At 34.0% G+C, this 21,103-nt stretch carries 14 protein-coding genes; 7 read left to right on the top strand and 7 right to left on the bottom strand.

The features are described 5' to 3' along the window. Positions 1-8: 8 nt before the first annotated feature. Positions 9-1,529 (bottom strand): histidine ammonia-lyase, encoded by a 1,521-nt coding sequence (hutH, locus tag CHB81_RS02060; protein WP_089350217.1) that lies wholly within the window; start codon positions 1,527-1,529, stop codon positions 9-11. 101 nt (positions 1,530-1,630) lie between these two features. On the opposite strand from hutH, the gene CHB81_RS02055 reads away from it, so the two are divergent. After that, positions 1,631-2,881 carry an NAD(P)/FAD-dependent oxidoreductase gene (locus CHB81_RS02055; RefSeq protein ID WP_089350216.1) on the top strand — a complete coding sequence of 417 codons (1,251 nt, stop codon included), beginning with the start codon at positions 1,631-1,633 and terminating at the stop codon, positions 2,879-2,881. 206 nt (positions 2,882-3,087) lie between these two features. On the opposite strand, the gene CHB81_RS02050 is transcribed toward CHB81_RS02055, so the two are convergent. The 5 genes from CHB81_RS02050 to CHB81_RS02030 form a co-directional block, all read right to left on the bottom strand. Continuing rightward, positions 3,088-3,693 carry a hypothetical protein gene (locus tag CHB81_RS02050; RefSeq protein WP_089350215.1) on the bottom strand — a complete coding sequence of 202 codons (606 nt, stop codon included), beginning with the start codon at positions 3,691-3,693 and terminating at the stop codon, positions 3,088-3,090. Positions 3,694-3,863: 170 nt separating this feature from the next. Then, complete coding sequence (locus tag CHB81_RS02045; RefSeq protein WP_089350214.1) at positions 3,864-5,564, bottom strand: sodium/sugar symporter; 1,701 nt, start codon at positions 5,562-5,564, stop codon at positions 3,864-3,866. A gap of 269 nt (positions 5,565-5,833) precedes the next feature. Beyond that, positions 5,834-6,895, bottom strand: coding sequence for a UDP-glucose--hexose-1-phosphate uridylyltransferase (locus tag CHB81_RS02040; protein ID WP_089350213.1), 1,062 nt, complete (start codon positions 6,893-6,895; stop codon positions 5,834-5,836). A gap of 17 nt (positions 6,896-6,912) precedes the next feature. After that, positions 6,913-8,073: a galactokinase gene (galK, locus tag CHB81_RS02035; protein ID WP_089350212.1), complete on the bottom strand. Its 1,161-nt coding sequence runs from the start codon at positions 8,071-8,073 to the stop codon at positions 6,913-6,915. Between the two features lie 59 nt (positions 8,074-8,132). Continuing rightward, positions 8,133-9,188, bottom strand: a complete 1,056-nt coding sequence (locus CHB81_RS02030; RefSeq protein ID WP_089350272.1) for an aldose epimerase family protein — start codon at positions 9,186-9,188, stop codon at positions 8,133-8,135. Positions 9,189-9,290: 102 nt separating this feature from the next. Between CHB81_RS02030 and CHB81_RS02025 the strand changes: the two genes are divergently transcribed. The 3 genes from CHB81_RS02025 to fsa all read left to right on the top strand — a co-directional run bounded on the left by CHB81_RS02025 (position 9,291) and on the right by fsa (position 13,543). Next, positions 9,291-10,289: a GntR family transcriptional regulator gene (locus CHB81_RS02025; protein WP_089350211.1), complete on the top strand. Its 999-nt coding sequence runs from the start codon at positions 9,291-9,293 to the stop codon at positions 10,287-10,289. 534 nt (positions 10,290-10,823) lie between these two features. Then, positions 10,824-12,878, top strand: coding sequence for a transketolase (locus tag CHB81_RS02020; RefSeq protein ID WP_089350210.1), 2,055 nt, complete (start codon positions 10,824-10,826; stop codon positions 12,876-12,878). Positions 12,879-12,886: 8 nt separating this feature from the next. Then, the gene (gene fsa / locus CHB81_RS02015) at positions 12,887-13,543 is read left to right on the top strand and encodes a fructose-6-phosphate aldolase (protein WP_089350209.1); all 657 of its coding nucleotides are present in this window, start codon (positions 12,887-12,889) and stop codon (positions 13,541-13,543) included. Between the two features lie 417 nt (positions 13,544-13,960). Here fsa and CHB81_RS02010 read toward each other — a convergent pair whose 3' ends face one another. Next, complete coding sequence (locus tag CHB81_RS02010) at positions 13,961-14,650, bottom strand: NUDIX domain-containing protein (RefSeq protein WP_089350208.1); 690 nt, start codon at positions 14,648-14,650, stop codon at positions 13,961-13,963. A gap of 568 nt (positions 14,651-15,218) precedes the next feature. On the opposite strand from CHB81_RS02010, the gene CHB81_RS02005 reads away from it, so the two are divergent. The 3 genes from CHB81_RS02005 (at position 15,219) to CHB81_RS01995 (ending at position 21,057) form a co-directional block, all read left to right on the top strand. Then, positions 15,219-18,263: a TonB-dependent receptor gene (locus tag CHB81_RS02005; RefSeq protein ID WP_089350207.1), complete on the top strand. Its 3,045-nt coding sequence runs from the start codon at positions 15,219-15,221 to the stop codon at positions 18,261-18,263. Between the two features lie 31 nt (positions 18,264-18,294). After that, entirely contained in the window at positions 18,295-19,857 is a 1,563-nt protein-coding gene (locus CHB81_RS02000; RefSeq protein ID WP_089350206.1) for a RagB/SusD family nutrient uptake outer membrane protein, read from the top strand. A 189-nt stretch (positions 19,858-20,046) separates the two neighbouring features. Next, on the top strand, positions 20,047-21,057 hold the full coding sequence (locus tag CHB81_RS01995) for an arabinan endo-1,5-alpha-L-arabinosidase (protein ID WP_089350205.1): 1,011 nt from the start codon (positions 20,047-20,049) through the stop codon (positions 21,055-21,057). Positions 21,058-21,103 lie beyond the last annotated feature (46 nt).

The following is a 21,103-nucleotide window of genomic DNA, read 5'->3' as shown; positions in this document are numbered from 1 at the left end:
TTTTAAAATTAACTGTTGATCAGGTAATCTTTTACTTTTTGAACAAACGGATACATAACCTGATCTTCTTTAAATTCAGGAATTATGTTTCTAACATCATCATACCATTTTTTGGATACTGATGATATTTTGTCTTTTTGTTCTAAATAATCAATTGCCTGAACAATTGTAATCATCTCGATGCTCAAAACTTCAAAAGCATTTTCGATAACTTTTGAGGTAATTACTGCTGCATTTGTTCCCATACTTACAATGTCTTGATTGTCATTGTTGTTTGGGATACTATGAACATACATTGGGTTTGATAACATTTGGCTTTCGGCAGTTGTTGAGGTTGCCGTAAACTGAACGCCCTGCATTCCGAAATTAAATCCTAAAGTTCCTAAATTGACAAACGGAGGAAGAATTTCGTTGATTTTTGAGTTCAATAAATAATTCAATTGACGTTCCGCCAACATCGTTAATTTGGTAATAACAATTTTCAGTTTATCCATTTCAAGCGAAATATAATCGCCGTGGAAGTTTCCTCCGTGATAAACGTGTTTGTTTTTTACATCTATAATAGGATTGTCGTTTGCCGAGTTAAATTCGTCTTCTAAAATAGAAGCAACATTGTTTATGGTTTCTAAAACCGGACCTAAAATTTGTGGTACACAACGTAACGAATAATATTCCTGAACTTTTTCCTTGAAGATTTCTTCCGTGTTTTCACCAGAATATAAATGGTCTTCTCTTTTACGGATTAAAGTACTGTCCGAAAGATTTTTTCTCATTCTTAAAGCCACTTCCTGTTGTCCTTTATGACGTTTGGTTTGGTTTAATTCTTCAGAGAAATGATCATCATATGCCTGAACCAATTCGTTTATGGCACAAGAACATTTTAGGGACCAATCTAATAATTTATTAGCGTGATGCACATTTACAACTCCAATTCCTGTCATTACAGAAGTTCCGTTTATTAAAGCCAGACCTTCTCTGATTTCTACCTGAATTGGTTTTAAACCTTCGATCTCAAAAACTTCTTGAGTTGGTCTTCTGTCGCCTTTATAAAAAACTTCGCCTTCGCCAATTAAAACTAAAGCCAAGTGTGATAATTGTACTAAATCTCCGCTCGCACCAACGCCTCCGTGTTCAAAAATAAGAGGTGTAATATCTCTGTTGATCAATTCTGCCATTAAGTGAATGACCGAAGGATGAACTCCTGAATTCCCTAATGATAAGGTATTTAAACGAGCCAAAATTGCAGCTTTTGCACAAACCGGGCTTAAAGGTTTTCCTGTTCCGGAGGAGTGGCTTCTGATTAAATTGTATTGTAACTGGATTTGATCAGATTCTTTAATTCTATATTGAGCCATTGGCCCAAAGCCTGTATTTACGCCATATATAATTTTATTTCCTGAAAATTCTTTCAAGAAATTAAAGCTTTCATTTACTCGATTTAGGACTACATCGCTGATTGCAACTTTGTTATTTCCAAAAATAATGGACTCAAATTCTCCTAAACTTAAATATTCATTAATTGTATTCATTAAATCGTTTTTTGTTGCGCTAATTTAATTTTATTTATCAAAATAAATGTAGTTATTTTGATGATGGCAAATGTAAGTTAATAATTAATAACATTCTTATTATGATAAAGGAGTTTGTGGATGTTTTAGTGATAGGTGCGGGACCGTCTGGATGTGTTTCGGCATCGCATCTTCATAACAATAATGTTAAAGTTAAAGTAGTAGAAAAAACAAAATTCCCAAGACTTGTTGTTGGCGAAAGCTTAATACCAAGAGTTATGGATCATTTTGCTGAAGCTGAGCTTTTTGAAAGTCTTGATGCAATGAATTTTGAGAAAAAACTCGGAGCTCGTTTTATTAGAGGCGAAGAAATATGTGTTTTTGATTTCAGTCAGAAATTTGGTGAAGGCTGGGATTGGACCTGGCAGGTTCCCCGTGCAGATTTTGATAATACAATGGCGCAGGAAGTGCTTAGAAAAGGAATTGATCTGGAATTTGAAACGGAGGTTTTGGAGGTTTCTTTTGAAGGGAAAAATTCTAAAACAATCGTAAAAGATGCAGCCGGAAATTTAAAAGAAATCTACGCCAAATTTATAATTGATTCCAGCGGATACGGTAGGGTTTTACCAAGACTTTTAGATCTTGACACACCATCAAAACTAGATCCACACTCATCTATATTTACCCACGTAAAAGATATTAATAGAGAAGAAGGAGAGGAAGGAACTCAGATTTCGTTTGATATTCTGGAAACCGAAGTTTGGTTATGGGTAATTCCGTTTTCGAATGGAAATACAAGTTTGGGAGTTGTTGGACCAACAGATTTTATCAATTCACTTTCTGAAAATAAAGATAATGCTGAAGCTTTAAGAAATGCAATTCTGAAGTCAGATTATTATATCAAAAGATTTAAAGGAACAGAGTTTTTATTTGAACCAGTGAAACTCGAAAATTATTCGAGAGCTGTAAAAAGAATGTATGGCGATGGTTTTGCCTTGACAGGAAATAGTTCTGAATTCTTAGATCCGGTTTTTTCATCAGGAGTTGCCTTTGCGACAGAATCAGGAATGTTGGCGGCAAAATTGTATATTAAAGAATCACAAGGAATTGAAGTCGACTGGGAAGTTGAATTTACAGAATATATGAAACGCGGAATTGCGGTTTTTACCACTTACGTGAAAGAATGGTACACAGGAAATCTTCAGACTTTGTTTTTTCACCAACCCGAAAATCCAGATGTAAAAGAAAAAATATGCTCAGTTTTGGCAGGTTATGTTTGGAATGAAGAAAATCCATTTGTAAAGAAACACGATCACGTGATCAAAAATATGGCGTATTTACTAAATATGCAAAAAGAACAAAGCCCTGAATAATCAGGGCTTTGTTCTTTTAATCATTCCGTAGGAATGTCTGTTGGGTAGGAATTGAATTTGAATTGCGGTTATACATCGTTCCGTAGGAACGTTTGAATTGGGTAAATGTGTTATTTCTGTAAAACCAGGTGTCCTTACAGGACACAATGCTAAACAATTATTTTTTTTCTACCGATGAGATATTCCTGCGGAATATTAAATGATTTTTATTTATATGCTTTTTTGATAATCATTTTCGAAAGTGATTTGGCTGTTTTAGCATATCCTTCACCAATTCTTGATTCATTACTGAAATTATTTCCCCATTGATCTCCTGGAGCTTCTTCGCTGTTAATTTCTAACAATACTTTTGATTTGTCTGCTGTATCAACAAATTTTAAATTGGTAGTAACTTTTGCTTCTTGTTTCATAATTCCGGCATCCCAACCCGGATAAATCCAAATGGTTTTTACAATTAATGTATAAGGTGTGTTTAATCCTTCTTGAAAATTCATCTCTTTACCTGCTTTAGACAATACAATATTTCCAATTTCTAAAAATTTTGGTGTCCAGATTTGCTCTTTGGCAGCGATCCATTTTTTTTGCCAAATGTTTCCATTACCTTTTGCTTTCTTGTCTAAGTCGGCTTTGTGTTCTTCTACATATTGTGCTTCGGGTTTATTCTCTTTCATCATAGTGAAATTACTATAATCAAATTCGATATTTATTTCTTTTTGATCTTTTAAAAAAGCGAAGTTTCCCTGAACAACAGTCATGTCCTGTGCAGAAACAGCTCCGGAAATAAGGAATAAAGTAAATATTAGTTTTTTCATTTTTTAATATTGGTTAAAAGTTAGGAGCGAATGTAATTCAAAATTCGATAACAAGAAAATTATTTTTCTTGTTAAAATTTTAGGCACATTTGGTAAGATGAGATAAAAAAAGAGGACACCAATTTGGTATCCTCTTTTGATCTTCAAAAAATATATAGTAAAAAATTATACTACCAGAATTTAACGTACAATGCAATAATTGATAATAATGTGATTACGATTAAAACAGTTGTTTGTGGTTTTATTTTAAACATTTCGTAATCTAACTCAAAAGCTTTTGGATTCACTTTTGGTCCTGCAAAACTAATTAGAACCATAGTTAATGTGGTGAAGAAGAATGATAATCCCATACAAATGTGGAACGGAATTTCGAATGCTCCTTTTCCATTAGAGTAAGCCGTATATAATAAAGTCTCATTTCCGAATAATGCCGGAGCATATTCATTGAATAAAACTGATAATAAGAATCCTAAAATTACACCAACAATTGCCGCAGCTCCAGTTGTTCTTTTCCAGAACATACCCAAAATAAACATTGCGAAAACTCCAGGGCTAATAAAACCGGTGTATTTTTGAATGTAAGTGAATCCACCAACACCGCCAATGCCTAAAAGGTCATTCCATGTAAATAGAACTGCTAAAAGCATTGCAGCAAAAACGGCAATTCTACCAATATTTACTTGTTGTTTTTCGCCAGCTTCTTTTTGAATGTATTTTTTATGAATATCTAAAGTATAAATAGTAGAAATACTGTTTACTTTTCCAGCTAATGAAGCTACAATTGCAGCAGTCAATGCAGCTACAGAAAGTCCTTTTAATCCAGTTGGCAAGAAAGTCAATACAGCAGAATAAGCGCCATCTTTTCCTCCAACTAATTGAGGTAAATGTCCGTTTTGGTATAAAACATAAGCGGCAATACCAGGTAACATTACGATTAATGGCATTAATAATTTTAAGAGACCAGCAAATAAAATACCTGTACGAGCTGTTTGTAAATCAGCACCCAAAGCTCTTTGAGTAATGTATTGGTTACAACCCCAATAGTTTAAGTTGATGATCCAGATACCAGCCAAGTACGATAATATTCCAGGGAAAGTTAGGTATTTGTCAATAGCTAGTTGAGATGTTTGGGCCGTAACTACTGTATCGTGTGGTTTTGGGATAATCATTTTAAAATGTTCCGGAGCTTCTCTCATTAAAACTTTGAAACCTTCGATAGCATTCTCACCAACTCCAAAATATTGTCCAACAGTTGTAAGAGCAATGTATGAAGTTACCAAACCTCCAATGATTAAAACGGCAACCTGAATAACGTCAGTATAAGCAACAACTTTCATTCCTCCAAGAGAAATAAACAAAGCAAAAACAGCCAATCCAATCATGATTACGTGCAGATATTCTCCGCCCGCTAAACCATTAATAGCAACTGCTCCTAAATATAATATAGAAGTTAAGTTTACAAAAACATACAAAAACAACCAGAAAACAGCCATAATCAACGCAGTCGATTCATTATAACGTGTTTTTAAGAATTGAGGCATTGTATAAATCTTATTTTTAAGATATACCGGAATAAACCAAACCGCAACGATAATCAATGCAATAGCAGCAATCCATTCGTAAGCAGCAACGGCAATTCCTAAAAAGAAACCTTCACCACTCATTCCGATAAATTGTTCAGCTGAAATATTTGATGCAATCAGAGAAGCTCCAATGGCCCACCAAGTTAAATTTCCTTCAGCTAAAAAATAAGCTTTGGCATCATGTTCGTCTTGTTTACGCTTACGGTAAACGGAGTAACCGTAGGCAGAAACTACGATAAAGTAAATAATAAAAACCGCATAATCTGCGAAAGCGAGGTTCTGGTTCATTGTTAGTAGTCTTTTAAAATTAGTATAGATGATTGTTTAATTAAGTTCGAAAATTAATTGATTAGAAAAATCTTCAAACTTGTTTTTGTTATCCAATGCTGGTTTAAAATATGATATGTGTTTTTATTCTGTTATTTTTTTATGAAAATAAGAATAAAAGTCAAAAGTAAAATAAAAAATGAGAACTACACTATTTTAAATGTGTTTTTTACATTTATAAATAAAATATTCTGTTAAATTTTTAAATCACATTCAGTTAAGCCCTTTTTTTACTTGATTTTCACCTCTTTTTTATAATGTACTTCAGACTGTTGTCTTAAAATTTCTGCACTTTTTTCAGGAGTAATATCTCGCTGTGACTCTCCTAACATTTCATAACCAACCATAAACTTTTTAACCGTTGCAGATCTTAGTAATGGTGGATAAAAATGCATATGAAAATGCCATTCAGGATGTTCTAAACCATCTGTTGGTGACTGGTGAATTCCTGATGAATATGGGAATGAAGTACTAAATAAGTTGTCGTATTTTGTTGTTAATTGCTTTAAGATTTTAGCAAAAGCGCTAGTTTCCTCTGCATTAAAATCAGTGATTTTACTGATCGCTTTTTTGCTTACAATCATAGTTTCGTAAGGCCAGATTGCCCAAAAAGGAACCAATGCAACAAAATGATCATTTTCGATTACAATACGTTCCCCAACTTTTAATTCTGCTTTTACATAATCTTCAAGAAGAGTTCTGTTGTTTTTATCGTAATAATATTTTAAACTGGCTTGTGTCTTTTCAACCTGAGTTGGTAATGACGATTGTGCCCAGATTTGTCCATGCGGATGCGGGTTACTGCACCCCATAACGCTTCCTTTATTTTCAAAAATCTGAACGTGATTGATATACTTGATATTTCCTAAATCAGTATATTCTTTTTGCCAGGTTCTAATGATATTCTCAATTCCGTCAATTTCCATTTCCGGTAATGTAAGATCGTGTCTAGGCGAAAAACAAACTACTCTTGAAATTCCCTGCTCTGGTTTTGCTTTAAAAAAAGTATGCTTGATATCTTCTTCAAAAATAATTTCGTCCTGCTTCATGGCAGCAAAATCATTTTCAAAAACAAAGCTGCTATCATATTTAGGATTGTTTACACCGTTGGCGCGAACATTTCCCGGACACAGATAACACGTTGCATCGTATTTTGGTAAAGATTCAGTTGAAATTGTTTCGTTTTGTCCTTGCCAAGGACGTTTTGCGCGATGAGGTGATACTAAAACCCATTCGTTTAGTAATGGATTAAAACGTCTGTGAGGATCCTCGTTAATGTCAAAATTTTTCATTTTTGTTCTGGTGGTTTTTAAAGTAGTGTTGTTCCGTTTGAGATTTTTACATCATAAAATTTTAATTCAATCCCAAATGTATTTAAATAAAGATTTGAAAACTTACTTTTAACCTCATTTTCATGCCCTTTTTTTATTAAATTGATGGTACATCCACCAAAACCTCCGCCCATCAAACGAGAACCTACAATCTTATCGTCAGCTTTTGCGGTATCTACAAGCATATCCAGCTCCTCGCAGCTTACTTCATATTCTTGTGATAAACCATAATGCGTCTCAAAAAGCAATTGTCCTAAAATTTCTATATTTCCATTATCCAAAGCCTCACATGCTTTAGTTACACGGCTAATTTCTTTTACAACATAATGTACTCTTTTAAATACAGTAGTATTAAATTTATCCTGAATGCTCAGAAGTTGTTCTTCAGTACAATCTCTAAAACTCTTTACTTCCGGAAAGTGATTTTTGATGATCGACAATCCTTCCTCACACTCAATTCTTCTGGTATTGTATTCAGATGTAAAAAGCGAATGTTTTACATTACTGTCAAATAAAACCAAGGAATAATCTTTAAAATCAGCATTGTGATATTCAAATTCAAGTGTGTTACAATCTAATTTTATTACTTTATTATCAAGACCGTGAACACTAGAAAACTGGTCCATGATACCACAATTAATACCTACCCAATGTTCTGCTTTTTGTCCTAATAAAGCAATGTCAACCTTGTCAATTTTTAAATCGAAAAGTTCTTTTATGCCGAAAATGGTTCCACACTCCAAAGCTGCCGAAGAAGATAACCCGGAACCAACTGGAATATTACTGCTAAAAACACAATTGAAGCCTTCAAAAGAAAATCCGTTCTCCTGCAATTGTTTTATAACGCCACGGATATAATTCGTCCAGACAACATCGCTTAATTGAATTTCCTGCGTTAAGTCAATTTCGAATTCTTCGTTTAAATCAATAGCGATTATTTTAGATTTTTTGGTTTCGTTTTTCTCAAAGGCAAAACAAATTACTTTGTCAATTGCCGCTGGTAAAACATAACCGTCATTATAATCAATATGCTCTCCAATAATATTAATTCTTCCTGGAGAAAGGACAATTTTTTGAGGAGCAGATCCAAATGATTTCTCAAAAAATGCCGTTGTGTTTTGTATTAAAATATCATTCATTATAGTCTAATTGTAATAGTGTTGTCTGGTAGTTTTTGCAAACCGATTGTTTAGAATTACTACTTTATATTTTCGAATTTATAAACTGTTTTTTGATTGTATTCAGCTCCTTTTTTCAAAACTGAATTCGGAAAATGAGCATGATTTGGCGCATCCGGAAAATTCTGAGTTTCAAAACAAATTCCGCTTGACGTATGATATGTTACATTTTCTTTTCCTTTAAGAATATCAAAACAATTTCCGCCTACATATATGTGTACACTTGGCTGATTAGTGTAAACACTCATTTGTAAATTGTTTTTTGCGCTGAATAATTTTGCAACAACTTCATTCGTAGGCTCAATTACAAAAGAATTGTCGATAGAAGCCGGGCATTTTTTGGCTGTTCTAAAATCAAAATCATGATTAGAAAGAGCTGTGAAATTTCCGGTTGGAATATTCTCATCATTCGTTTCTAAAATCTTATCAGAGTTGATAAACATTTCCTGATTTAAAACAGAACCGTCATGACCATCCAGATTAAAATAGCTGTGATGCGTTAAATTAATAACAGTATCTTCTGTAGAAGTAGCTTTATAATCCAGTTGCAATTCGTTATTTTCAGTCAGCGTGTAGGTTAAATCTACGTGTAATGCTCCTGGATAATTTTCGTCTAAATCAGGACTCAAAAGACTGAATGTTATCGACGGATTTTCATCAGAAGTTATGTTGGTAACGTTCCATAGTTTTTCTCCAAAACCAGCATTTCCTCCATGTAGCGCATTTCCATTATTATTGGTATTTAATTGAAATGTTTTACCATTTAAAGAAAAAACACCTTTGTTAATTCTTCCTGCATAACGACCAACAGTAGTTCCCAGATAAGGAGCGCTTGGCAGATTATAAGAAGCCAGATAAGATGTTCCCGAATCAAAACCTAAAACAACATCTACCAGTTTTCCGTTAGTAACCGGAATTTGTAATGAAGTAACCGTTGCTCCAAAATTTGTAATCTGAACTTTCATTCCGTTTTTGTTTAATAATTCAAAAGCTAGAATTTCTTCGTTGTCAGTTGATAAACCAAATAAATTAGAAATAGTTTTATCTTGAAAATGCGATATGTGTTTTATTTCCATGCTATTTTTGCAAAAAATGAAATCCAAAAATAGAAACATTATTTGCGTTAGCATACCAGTACCTACCAGTTTTTTGTATATTGCACCAAAATCTATTTTTTTATGAATATTATTTCTATCCAAAACAACATAGGATTACCAAAATATAAGCAGATAATTCTCTCAATAGAAAAAGCAATCGAAGAAGAAAAATTAGTTAAAGGAGACCGACTTCCGTCAGTAAATAAAGTCTGTCTGGCTTTTTCATTGTCACGCGATACTGTTTTGTTAGGTTATGATGAGCTCAAAAAAAGAGGAATTATTTATGCCATTCCCGGCAAAGGATATTACGTTAAGAGCGTTGAAACCACCATAAAGCAAAAGATTTTTTTACTTTTTGATGAGTTAAATATTTTTAAAGAAGATATTTATAATTCATTTTTAAAAAATATTGGAAAAAATGTACAAGTCGATATTTTCTTCCATCACTTCAATGTTCAGGTATTTCGAAAACTAATAAACGACAGTAACGGAAATTATACCAAATACATTATCATGCCAACCAATTTGGCTGGTGTGGCAGATATTTTAAAAACCCTACCAGTAAATGAGGTAATTATTTTAGATCAGACCAATCCTGATTTAAAATTATATCCCGCCATTTATCAAAATCACCAAAAAGATATTTTTGAAGGTTTGTTTAAAGGAAAAGTGAAACTGAACAAATACGAAAAATTAATTTTGATCTTCCCGGGTTTTAGAGAACCGCTTGGAATGAAAATAGGATTTGAACATTTTTGCACCGAGTATAAATTCGAATATGAAATCATAACGGAGTTTACAGATAGAGAAATTACGTTAGGCGATCTTTATATTATTCCGAATGACAGGGATTTAGTACGTGTAATTGAAAGTGCCAGAGATCAACATTTGAAACTTGGTGTCGATTTTGGAATTATATCTTATAATGAAACCCCATTAAAAAAGATTGTCGCAAACGGAATTACAACCATTTCTACGCATTTTGAAACAATGGGGAAAATTTTGGCAGAGATGGTTCTTAAAGGAAATAAAGACCAAATAGAAAATAAGTCTTCTTTGATTATTAGAAATTCGTTGTAAGAAGCAGTTTTATAATTAATTTCTTTTTCAGGAGCTAATCCCGTTATCCGTTTTTCGAGGTTTCAAACTTTTAAAATCCAAAAGAATTAGCCAAAAACAATTTGTTCGATCGGAACATTTCATCGGTAGAAAAAAAATAGATCGTGAGAAATCTCGTCCCGTAGGGACGTTTGACCAATTGTGTGTCTAATCTGTATGTGTTTTCCCTATTATTATTTATAAAATCAAACGTTCCTAGTGGAACGTAAAAAATGCGTATTTATTTGGCTACCGATGAAATGTTCCAATGGAATAATTTGTCAAGGACTATATCCCATCAGGTTGTTTGACCAATTTATTGGAAAAAAAATAACGAAACATTTTTTTTGTTTTTATGGAATTATTTTACATACATTTGTAAATGTAAATTTTACACTTATTATTTGGTTTGCTTCTGTTTTCAGATTACAGAGTTGTTTCTATTTGAAATTCAGAGCAAACAAATAAAGTTACGCTATTAAACCAAACCAAAAGATTTCAAATTTTTACTTAGAAATGAACAACAAAATAGACCAATTATCCGCAGATAATATACGTGCTTTAGCCATTTCGATGGTCGAAAAAGCAAATTCAGGCCATCCGGGAGGATCAATGGGTGGCGCCGATTTCATGCATATTTTATATTCTGAATACCTAAAATATGATCCAACAGATATGCATTGGATTTTTAGAGACCGATTTTTTATGGATGCCGGACATCTTTCGGCTTTAATGTATGCCCAATATCATTTGTTGGGAAATTATGAAAAATCAGACTTAGAAAACTTCAGACAATGGGGTTCTGTAACGCCGGGACATCCTGAAATTGATGTAAAGAGAGGTGTAGAAAATACTTCGGGACCATTAGGTCAAGGACACGCAATGGGCGTTGGAGCGGCAATTGCAGCCAAGTTTTTATCAGCAAGATTTGAAAATTTATTTGATCATAAAATATATGGTTTCATTACTGACGGAGGTGTTCAGGAAGAGATTTCGCAAGGAGCCGGACGTATTGCAGGACATTTAGGATTGAACAATTTTATCATGTTTTATGATTCTAATGATGTGCAGCTTTCGTCAATGACAGATGAGGTTACCACTGAAAATACGGCAATGAAATACGAATCATGGGGCTGGAAAGTAATCACAATTGATGGTCATAATCATACTCACATTCGTTCAGCTTTAAACGCAGCGCACGCCGAATTAGAGCGACCGACATTGATTATTGGTAGAACCATTATGGGAAAAGGCTGCGTTACCGCTGATGGAACAATGTACGAAGGACAATGCGAATTGCACGGAAAACCTATTGGAGCTACAAAAGCAGATTTTGAAAAAACGTTACTGAATTTAGGTGCAAATCCAGAAGATTCGTTTGCAGTTTATGAAGAAGTTGAGGTTCATTATAAAACTATTTTAGAACAAAAAACAAAAGAAGCTTCAGAAAGGAAAGAGCAAATTTTAGCTTGGGAAAATCAAAATCCAAAATTGGCCGAAAAGATAAAACAGTTCTTTAACGGTGATTTACCAAACTTAGATTTTAGCTCAATTGTTCAAAAAGCAAATGCTGCAACGCGCGATGCTTCGGCGGCAGTTTTAGGATATTTGGCAGAGAATGTAGAGAACATGATTGTGTCTTCTGCAGATTTATCGAACAGTGATAAAACAGATGGTTTCCTGAAAAAATCATCTGTTTTACAGAAGAATAATTTTAGCGGGGGATTTTTACAAGCGGGTGTTGCCGAATTAACAATGGCTGCAATCGCTAACGGAATTGCACTTCATGGTGGAGTTATTCCAGTTGTGGCTACGTTTTTTGTGTTTTCAGATTATATGAAACCAGCGATTCGTTTGGCAGCAATTCAGGAATTGGCCGTAAAATATGTTTGGACACATGATTCTTTCCGCGTAGGCGAAGATGGGCCAACACACCAACCAATCGAGCAGGAAGCACAAATAAGATTATTAGAGAAAATCAAAAATCATTCTGGAGATCAAAGTTTACTGGCTTTGCGTCCTGCAGATGCTGTTGAAACTTCTGTGGCCTGGCAAATGGCATTAGAAAACAAAAAAACGCCAACGGGTTTGATTCTTTCCAGACAAGATATTAAGGATCTTCCAGCCAACGGAAAGTCAAGATTTGAGGAAGCAACTCAAGCTAAAAAAGGCGGTTATCTGGTAAAAGAAACTGAGAACCCAAATATTACTCTGATTGCAAACGGATCTGAAGTGGCAACACTTATTGAAGCAGCAAATGAATTAGAGCAAATCATTAAAATTAAAATAAACGTAGCTTCAATTATTTCAGAAGGACTTTTTAGATCACAATCGGTGGCGTATCAGGAAAGTGTTATCCCAAGTGGTGCATTAGTTTTTGGACTTACAGCGGGACTTCCTGTTAATCTTGAAAATTTAGTTGGAAGCAAGGGACAAGTATTTGGATTGGATCATTTTGGATATTCGGCTCCAGCTTCTGTGTTAGATCAGAAATTTGGATTTACCAGCAAAAATGCTTGCGAAGAAATCCTTAAATACTTAGAGAAAAATAATTATAACATATCAAAATAACAGAAAGAATGAAATTTTTTATAGATACAGCCAACTTAAAAGATATTAAAGAAGCCAATGATTTAGGGGTTTTAGATGGTGTTACCACAAATCCGTCATTGATGGCAAAAGAGGGAATTACAGGCGCTCAAAATATTTTGGATCATTATATAAAGATCTGTGAATTGGTAGATGGCGATGTAAGTGCAGAAGTAATTTCAACAGATTTTGAAGGAATGGTTGCCGAAGGCGAAAAACTAGCCGCTTTACATCCGCAGATTGTGGTGAAAATCCCGATGATAAAAGATGGTGTAAAAGCGATTCGATATTTTTCAAATAAAGGAATCAGAACCAATTGTACTTTGGTATTTTCTGCAGGTCAGGCTTTATTGGCAGCAAAAGCCGGAGCAACTTATGTGTCTCCATTTATTGGTCGCCTTGATGATGTTTCAACTGACGGAATGGTTTTAATCGAAGACATCAGATTGATTTATGATAATTATGGTTTCGAAACTCAAATCCTGGCAGCGTCAGTTCGTAATGTAATGCACATTATTAATTGTGCCAAAACTGGATCTGATGTTATCACGGGACCATTAAGCGCAATCGAAGGTTTATTAAAACATCCGTTAACGGATATTGGTTTAGCTACTTTCCTGGCAGATTATCAAAAAGGAAATAGTTAGATTATAATTTTTAAGCCACAGATCACACAGATTAAAATGATTTTAAAAAAAGTTGCCAAGAATTTCACGAATTCACGCGAATTTTAATTCGCTTATTAAGTCCATTTAATTTGTGAAAATTTGTGAAATTCGTGGCAAAAGAAATCTTTTTAATCCTTTATCCCAATAGCTATCGGGAGTGGCAAAATCTCAAACAAGAATAATTTGTTTAGTTTTTTAATAGTAGTTTTATTGAAGAAAAAACCCTGAGAGTTTGTGGCTCTCAGGGTTTTGTTATTTTAAAAGTTTCACGCAAATTTTGGCTGATTTTAGCAGATCTAATGATAAAAAAAATCTGCGTGAAAAATTATAGACTTTTCCAGTAAAAAAATCAGTGTAAGCCCGTTTTATCCGTAAAATACGTGAGCTAAATTTTAATTACAAATTCAATACGAAATCATTCAGTAATTTCTCTTCGTATTTTTCTTTATTGAAAGTATACAAATAAGATCCTTTTCTGGAAGATTGCATGTCTTTTTCCTCCAGTTTATTCAGAATTTCTAAAGAGTTAATTTTACTGATAAAGTTTCTTTTGTCTAATTCCTTACTTAAAATTGCTTCATATAATTCTAATAATTGACGCATTGTAAATTTCTCCGGCAACAACTCAAATCCAATAGGTTTTATTGAAGTTCTGTAGCGTAATCTTCGAATGGCATGATCGACCATTTCGTTATGGTCAAAAATTAAGTTTGGTGCATCGGCAACACTAAACCATTGTGCGTGATAATTTTTAATTAGTTCGGCATTATGGTTTTCGATATTAATCAAAGCATAATAAGACACCGAAATGGTTCTTTCGACAGGATCACGATCAATTTCGCTGTAAGCATATAACTGCTCCATGTAAATATCGTTCAAACCTGTATACGTATTCAAAATTCTGATAGCAGCATTATCTAATACTTCATCACGTTTTAAGAAACCACCAATTAAGGACCATTTTCCTTTTTCGGGTTCAAAATCTCTTTTGATCAAAAGTATTTTTAAACCTTCATTGTTGAATCCAAAGATGATGCAATCTACTGCTAATAAAGCTTTGTCTGCAGAGCTATAACTGTTTAGCATATGTTTGTTTTTATTGGTAAATATATAAACTTCCTAATTCGTATCATAATTTTATTAATGTACATTGTACACTTAAGTTAATGAAGAGATAAATTAGTGTTAAAGAAAGTAGTTTTTCATTGGGGGAAAGTCTCAATTTTTCTCTTTTCAATCGTTTTCGAGACGAAATTAAGTTGTTTTTTATAATAAAAGATAAAATCAGAGTCAAAATTTAGCAGTGTAAACAAGATTTTTTTTACAATATGATTCTTTTTTTGGTAGTAAAATAGCCATTAAAGTCTTCATTTCTAACTTTTTTGATTTTTTTTTCGAAAGCTAACTTTTTTGATTAAAAAGTTGCTTTTTTGCTAAAAGTGTTGATTATACACAAATTACATTCAAAAAAGGCTATTTTTTTGAAAAAAACATTAATTTTTAAATGTTGTTTTCACACTTAATTTACGGGATGCATTTTTTTTGAGGCTTTTTTTTGCCATATTAATTTGTTTTTAAGGCTTTTTTTTAGTTAAATTTACAAATGTAAAATCAACACTTATAATTATACACTAACCAACTTAAATAAACCAGTATGATAACAAACCAACGATTATTTCTTTATTGCAATTTTTTATTGCCAAAAAAAGAATGGCTTTTAGCATTACTAATGCTACTATTTTCTGCTAATCAAATGTCGGCTCAAGGCAAAGTGATTAGTGGAGTTGTTACCTCGGCATCAGACAAATTGCCTTTGCCGGGAGTTAATATTATAATAAAGGGAACAAAAACAGTTGCAGTAACTGGTTTTGATGGAGAATATTCGATTAAAGCATCTCCAAATGATGTATTAATCTTTTCATTTATAGGATTTCAAAATAAAGAATTAGCAGTAGGAAATCAATCGAAGGTCGACGCTGCATTAAGTGAGGATACTAATAAACTAAATGAAGTAGTTGTTGTAGGATACGGTACGCAAAAGAAATCGAATCTGACAGGATCTATTAGTGTTGTAGATATGGAATCGGCTAAGAAAACGATTACCTATGATCCTGCAAAAATGCTTCAGGGGCAGGTTGCTGGTGTTACAATGCAATCGTCAGGAGAACCGGGAGGTTTTGTAAATGTAAAAATCAGAGGGATAAATTCATTTACAAATAACAATCCTCTTTTTGTTATTGACGGAATGATTGTGGATAGTCCGAATGATTTTGCGCCTGGAGATATAGAATCAATGCAGGTTTTAAAAGATGCCTCTTCAGCCGCTATTTATGGTGTGCAAGGAGCTAATGGAGTGGTTATTATTACTACTAAAAAAGGTAAAAACGGTAAATTAGATATTAAATATAAGTCACTGGTAGGACTGCAGAATGTAGCTAAAACATGGGACTTGACTGATAGAGTTGGATACCAGAAAATTACAACTGCTGCCGAACTAAATGCCGGATTAACGGTGGCTCCCGGAAATGACCCAACGAGTACTTCTTATATAAAAAATGTAAATACAGATTGGCAAAAAGAAGCTTTTCAAACTGGGATTGTCCAAAATCATTCGCTTACCCTTAATGGAGGAGCTGAAAATTTAGGATACAATATGAATGTAGATTATTTTAAAAATACAAGCTACTTAAACTCTCCTCAGGATTATGAAAGATTGTCGACCAATTTAAATTTATATGGTAAAAAAGGAAAATTTAAATACGGTTCTAAAATAGGTTATACACAATCTGATAAAGAGAATTTCAACGAATATAATGCAGGACAATCAGCCATTGTTGATTTGTTAGGTGCAATTCCTACAATGCCAGTTTATGATCCCAGCAAACTTGGTGGTTATGGAGGTACGGATGTTTTAACTCAAAGAGCTATTTCGATGAACGTAATTGGGTTTAATAATTTAATAACTAATAACGGAAAAAGAAATCGTTTCATTGGAGACATCTGGGGAGAACTTGAAATCGTTAAAGGACTTAAATATAAACTAGATGTAAGTTATGACAGATTAGATTGGCAAAATAGAAAATTTAATCCACCAAGCAATTTAGGATGGTACTATATTACCACGAATGATAAGTCTGCATTAGATCTTGAAACAGGAAATCAAACAAGAACATTCCTGAATAACTTATTGACGTATGAAGTTTCGCTTGGAAAACATAAAATTGATGCTCTAGGTGGGTGGATTCAAGAGAAAAAGGATTTTTATAAACAATGGAGTAAGGGTGTTGGCTATACACCGGGAGAGATCAGTCAACTTCAATATGCTGATTCAAGAGATGGAGGAGAATATAAAAGTACGATTACGAATATTTCGTATTTAAGCCGATTAAATTATTCTTACGATGATCGTTATTTTATTACTGGAAACTTCAGACAAGATAAAACATCACTTTTTAGTGAAGAGAATAATACAGGTAATTTCTACTCTTTTTCAGGAGCATGGAAAGTGAGTAACGAAAAGTTTATTCACTTACCGGAATGGTGGAATACTATTAAAGTTAGAGGAGGTTATGGTATTTTGGGTAATAATACGATTGGTGTTTATGGCTATTCCCCAACTATTAATGCTTTTGCAGGATACGATTTTAATAATAAATTAGCGCCTGGAACTACAGTAATTAGTGCCGTTGATCCAAATGTTCACTGGGAAGAAACTTCGACTTCGAATGTCGCTCTTGAGTTAGGGTTTCTTAATAATGACTTACAGGTTACAGCAGAATATTATCAAAAAAAATCAACAGATTTACTAATTGGAGTTCCCTTGCCTTTTTCAACGGGAGCCTTTCCTGCAAGTGTTGTAACAAATGCCGGAGCAGTTAGAAATAGCGGTTTAGAATTTACAGCAAGTTATAACAACAATCGCCACAAGTTTAAATATAACATTTCGGCTAATTTAGGAACCTTAAAAAATAAGGTTCTACAAATTGGTTTAGACGGAAATCCTATTTATGGAGCAGCGTCAAAAACAGAAGTGGGAAGATCTATTGGTGAACTTTTCGCTTATGAAACAGCAGGAATTTTTCAGAATGCGGCTGATTTAGCAGCTTCACCAACACAAACGAATGCAGGTGTGGGAGATATCAAATTCAAGGATATAAATGGTGATGGAAAAATTACAGATGCAGACAGAACTTTTCAGGGAGTTGCCATTCCAAAATACAGTTACGGATTTAATTTTAGTGCTAATTACAAAAACTTTGATTTCTCTATGTTTTGGCAGGGAAGCGGAGGAAACAAGGTATTCAACGGATTGTACCGCAATTTAATGACAGAACAATACGGAAACAGCAGCGTTGATGCATTGAATTATTGGACCCCGACAAATACAAACACAGATGTGCCACGTCCGATTATTGGAGATCCAAATGCAAACGCAAGAGATTCTAACAGATTTATTGAAAGTGGCGATTATATCAAATTGCAAACATTAGAAATAGGGTTTTTAATTCCAGTTCCTAAAGATACTTTTATTCAGAAAGCTAAAATATTTGTTAATGGGCAAAATTTACTAATCATTAGTAAATACAAAGGGTACGATCCGGATTTTAATTACAATGATGGATTATTTTCAAGAGGATACGATGCAGGATCTTTTCCTAATCCCAGAACAATTTCTATGGGTGTTGAAGTAAATTTTTAAAACTAGCCTAACCAATTAAAAACGTATTAAAATGAAATATAAAATATTTAACTATATAACGGTTTTCTTTTCAGTAACCGTGTTAACGACAAGTTGTGTTGATAATGAAGATTTACTTCAGGTTGATCCAAATGTTGAAACGGCATTATCATTTTGGAAAACAGATCAGGACGCGATTGCAGGTATAAACGCGGTTTACAGTAGTTTAATAACAGATGGTACTTATATGCGTAGTACGCCTTTATTGCTAGATGCAAGATCTGATGATAGCCGTACCAATAGTCCATGGCCATCGATGTATAATGTTGGGCATTTCAACTCAAATGTTGCGGATGCGGCAATTTACGGCTGGGCTTACGAAACCTATTATCAGGGAATCTACCGTGCTAATCAAGTTTTGGCAAATGTTCCAAATATCGAAATGACTAATGCGGCATTAAAAAACAGAATTTTAGGTCAGGCTTATTTTTTGAGAGGACTTTACTTATTTCATGCAGTAAACATGTTTAAAAACGTGCCGGTTCCAACAAACATAGCGGTTAAATATCCACAGAAAACTGAAGCAGAAGGTTGGGCACAAGTCATTGCAGATTTTACAGCTGCCTCTCAGTTATTACCAATTTCATACGCTAGTGTTTCAGGTTTAGATAACGGAGCGGCAGGACGCGCAACAAAAGGAGCGGCTCTTGGGTACTTGGGAAAAGCTTATTTGTTTACTAAGGATTTTGATAAAGCCAAAGCTACTTTCAGACAAGTTATTGACTTAGGTGTTTATTCGTTAGTATCAAACTATCGCGATAATTTTACTACCACTAATGAAAATAATTCAGAGTCACTTTTTGAAGTACAAATGAGCAGAGAGGCTGGAGGTGTTGCATTAGGTTGGGGAGGTATTCCGGCTTCAAATTGGGGAAAAACTTCAGCGCGTGCTATCACTTATGCACCAAGAGGTTTTGGATGGACGGACGTACAACCTTCAATTGCATTATTCAATGAATTTCATGATGAAAAAACAAAAACAGGAGATCTGGATCCGCGTTTAGATGCCACAATATTTTACAATAAACCAGGCGGAATGCAATTGTATGGACAGGATTTTGCAACCTATTATGCAAAAAGTACAGCTGATTTGAATGATATATTTTGTAGAAAATATCAAAATTCAGATGGAGAATTTGCAGATGAAATGGATTGGCGTTCCGGAATTAACGAGCGTTTATTAAGATATGCAGATATTCTTTTAATGTATGCCGAATGTTTAAATGAAACAGGAGATACTCCCGGAGCATATGGATACATTCAAATGGTAAGAAACAGAGTTGGATTACCAGATTTAGCAACAACAAAACCAGGAATGACGCAAGATCAAATGAGAGAACAAATTGGTCACGAAAGATTCTTGGAATTCCCACTTGAAGGACACCGTTTTGATGATATTCGTCGTTGGGGATGGTTGCAGAATGCTACAAAATTAGCTTGGCTAAAAGCAAGAGATGCCGAGTTTAATTCGTACACGCCAGGAAGAGAATATTATCCAATTCCACAATTAGAAAAGGACAATAATCCGGGAACTGTTCAAAATGATAGTTATTAAGTTTTAAGTCACAGTTTTCAGTCCCAGTCTCAGTATAAACTGTGACCGAAAACTGCGACTTTATTTGAATTAGTTAGAATATTTAGTATCATGTGAAGATGTAAAAGTTTTCACATGATATTATCTTAAAAAACAAAATGAGATTGCATTGAGATAATAATTAAAACAGTAACTAAAAATTATAACAAAATGAAAACAATTACAAGTTTGGTTTTATTAGCAGTATTATTAGTAAGTTGTCAAAATGAAGATGTCATAAATCCTTCATCACAGGATGCAGCCGCGGTTGCAGGAACTCAAAATTCTCAAACAAAAATTTCAACAGCAAAAACGGTTACCGGAACTGTCCCTTCTCACGATCCAAGTACGATTGTAAAAAGCGGAGTAAACTATTATGTTTTCACAACAGGCGATAATATCCCAATGACTTATTCAACAAATTTAGTAAACTGGACTTGGGGAACATCAGTATTCACGTCTACTCCAAGTTGGATTTCAGGATATGTACCGGGATTCACTCAAACATTTTGGGCGCCGGATGTAGCTTGGTTCAACAACAGATGGAACATGTATTATTCTTGTTCCACTTTTGGTTCAGCAACTTCTGCAATTGGGTTGGTAACTACGTCGGCAATTTCGCAAAGTGCCGGAACAACCTGGACAGATCGAGGCGTTGTCGTTTCTTCGTCTTCATCTTCAGATGTAAACGCAATTGACCCTTCTATATTAGTCGACGGAAGCAATGTTTATATGGCTTATGGTTCCTGGCATGCCGGAATTGGAGTAATCCAGATTAATCCTTCAACAGGAAAAACAACAGGAAGTAAAACAATCGTAGCCGGCGGAAGCAGCGCAAGTTGGGAAGCTCCATGTTTAATCAAAGAAGGAAGTTATTATTATATGTTCGTAAACCGTGGCAATTGCTGCAACGGCGTAAACAGTACCTATTATATAGTAGTTGGTCGTTCAACAAGTCCGTTTGGACCATTTACAGACAAAAACGGAGTTAATCTAAAAAGCGGTGGCGGAACAACAGTTTTAGCAACACAAGGAAATTATATCGGACCGGGACATTTATCCCGAATCACAGGAACTCAAAAAGGATCAGTTCATTATTATGATGGAGCTGATAACGGAAATCCAAAACTGGAAATTGTATATTTTACCTGGGCATCAGGATGGCCTACACTTTCTTATTAAAAATACTATCGAGAGGAAAGTTCATAACGCTTTCCTCTTTATAACT

The sequence above is a fragment of the Flavobacterium sp. ov086 genome (genome assembly GCF_900187965.1).
GTDB lineage: Bacteria > Bacteroidota > Bacteroidia > Flavobacteriales > Flavobacteriaceae > Flavobacterium.
The sequence above is the reverse complement of the archived record's forward strand: the minus strand, read 5'-3'. Positions and strand labels throughout refer to the sequence as shown.

Coding starts and splice junctions, on each gene's coding strand:
- hutH (WP_089350217.1), bottom strand. CDS start 1,529: ATGAATACAATTAATGAATATTTAAGTTTAGGAGAATTTGAGTCCATT.
- fsa (WP_089350209.1), top strand. CDS start 12,887: ATGAAATTTTTTATAGATACAGCCAACTTAAAAGATATTAAAGAAGCC.
- CHB81_RS02045 (WP_089350214.1), bottom strand. CDS start 5,564: ATGAACCAGAACCTCGCTTTCGCAGATTATGCGGTTTTTATTATTTAC.
- galK (WP_089350212.1), bottom strand. CDS start 8,073: ATGAATGATATTTTAATACAAAACACAACGGCATTTTTTGAGAAATCA.
- CHB81_RS02005 (WP_089350207.1), top strand. CDS start 15,219: ATGATAACAAACCAACGATTATTTCTTTATTGCAATTTTTTATTGCCA.
- CHB81_RS02055 (WP_089350216.1), top strand. CDS start 1,631: ATGATAAAGGAGTTTGTGGATGTTTTAGTGATAGGTGCGGGACCGTCT.
- CHB81_RS02040 (WP_089350213.1), bottom strand. CDS start 6,895: ATGAAAAATTTTGACATTAACGAGGATCCTCACAGACGTTTTAATCCA.
- CHB81_RS02025 (WP_089350211.1), top strand. CDS start 9,291: ATGAATATTATTTCTATCCAAAACAACATAGGATTACCAAAATATAAG.
- CHB81_RS02030 (WP_089350272.1), bottom strand. CDS start 9,188: ATGGAAATAAAACACATATCGCATTTTCAAGATAAAACTATTTCTAAT.
- CHB81_RS01995 (WP_089350205.1), top strand. CDS start 20,047: ATGAAAACAATTACAAGTTTGGTTTTATTAGCAGTATTATTAGTAAGT.
- CHB81_RS02010 (WP_089350208.1), bottom strand. CDS start 14,650: ATGCTAAACAGTTATAGCTCTGCAGACAAAGCTTTATTAGCAGTAGAT.
- CHB81_RS02000 (WP_089350206.1), top strand. CDS start 18,295: ATGAAATATAAAATATTTAACTATATAACGGTTTTCTTTTCAGTAACC.
- CHB81_RS02050 (WP_089350215.1), bottom strand. CDS start 3,693: ATGAAAAAACTAATATTTACTTTATTCCTTATTTCCGGAGCTGTTTCT.
- CHB81_RS02020 (WP_089350210.1), top strand. CDS start 10,824: ATGAACAACAAAATAGACCAATTATCCGCAGATAATATACGTGCTTTA.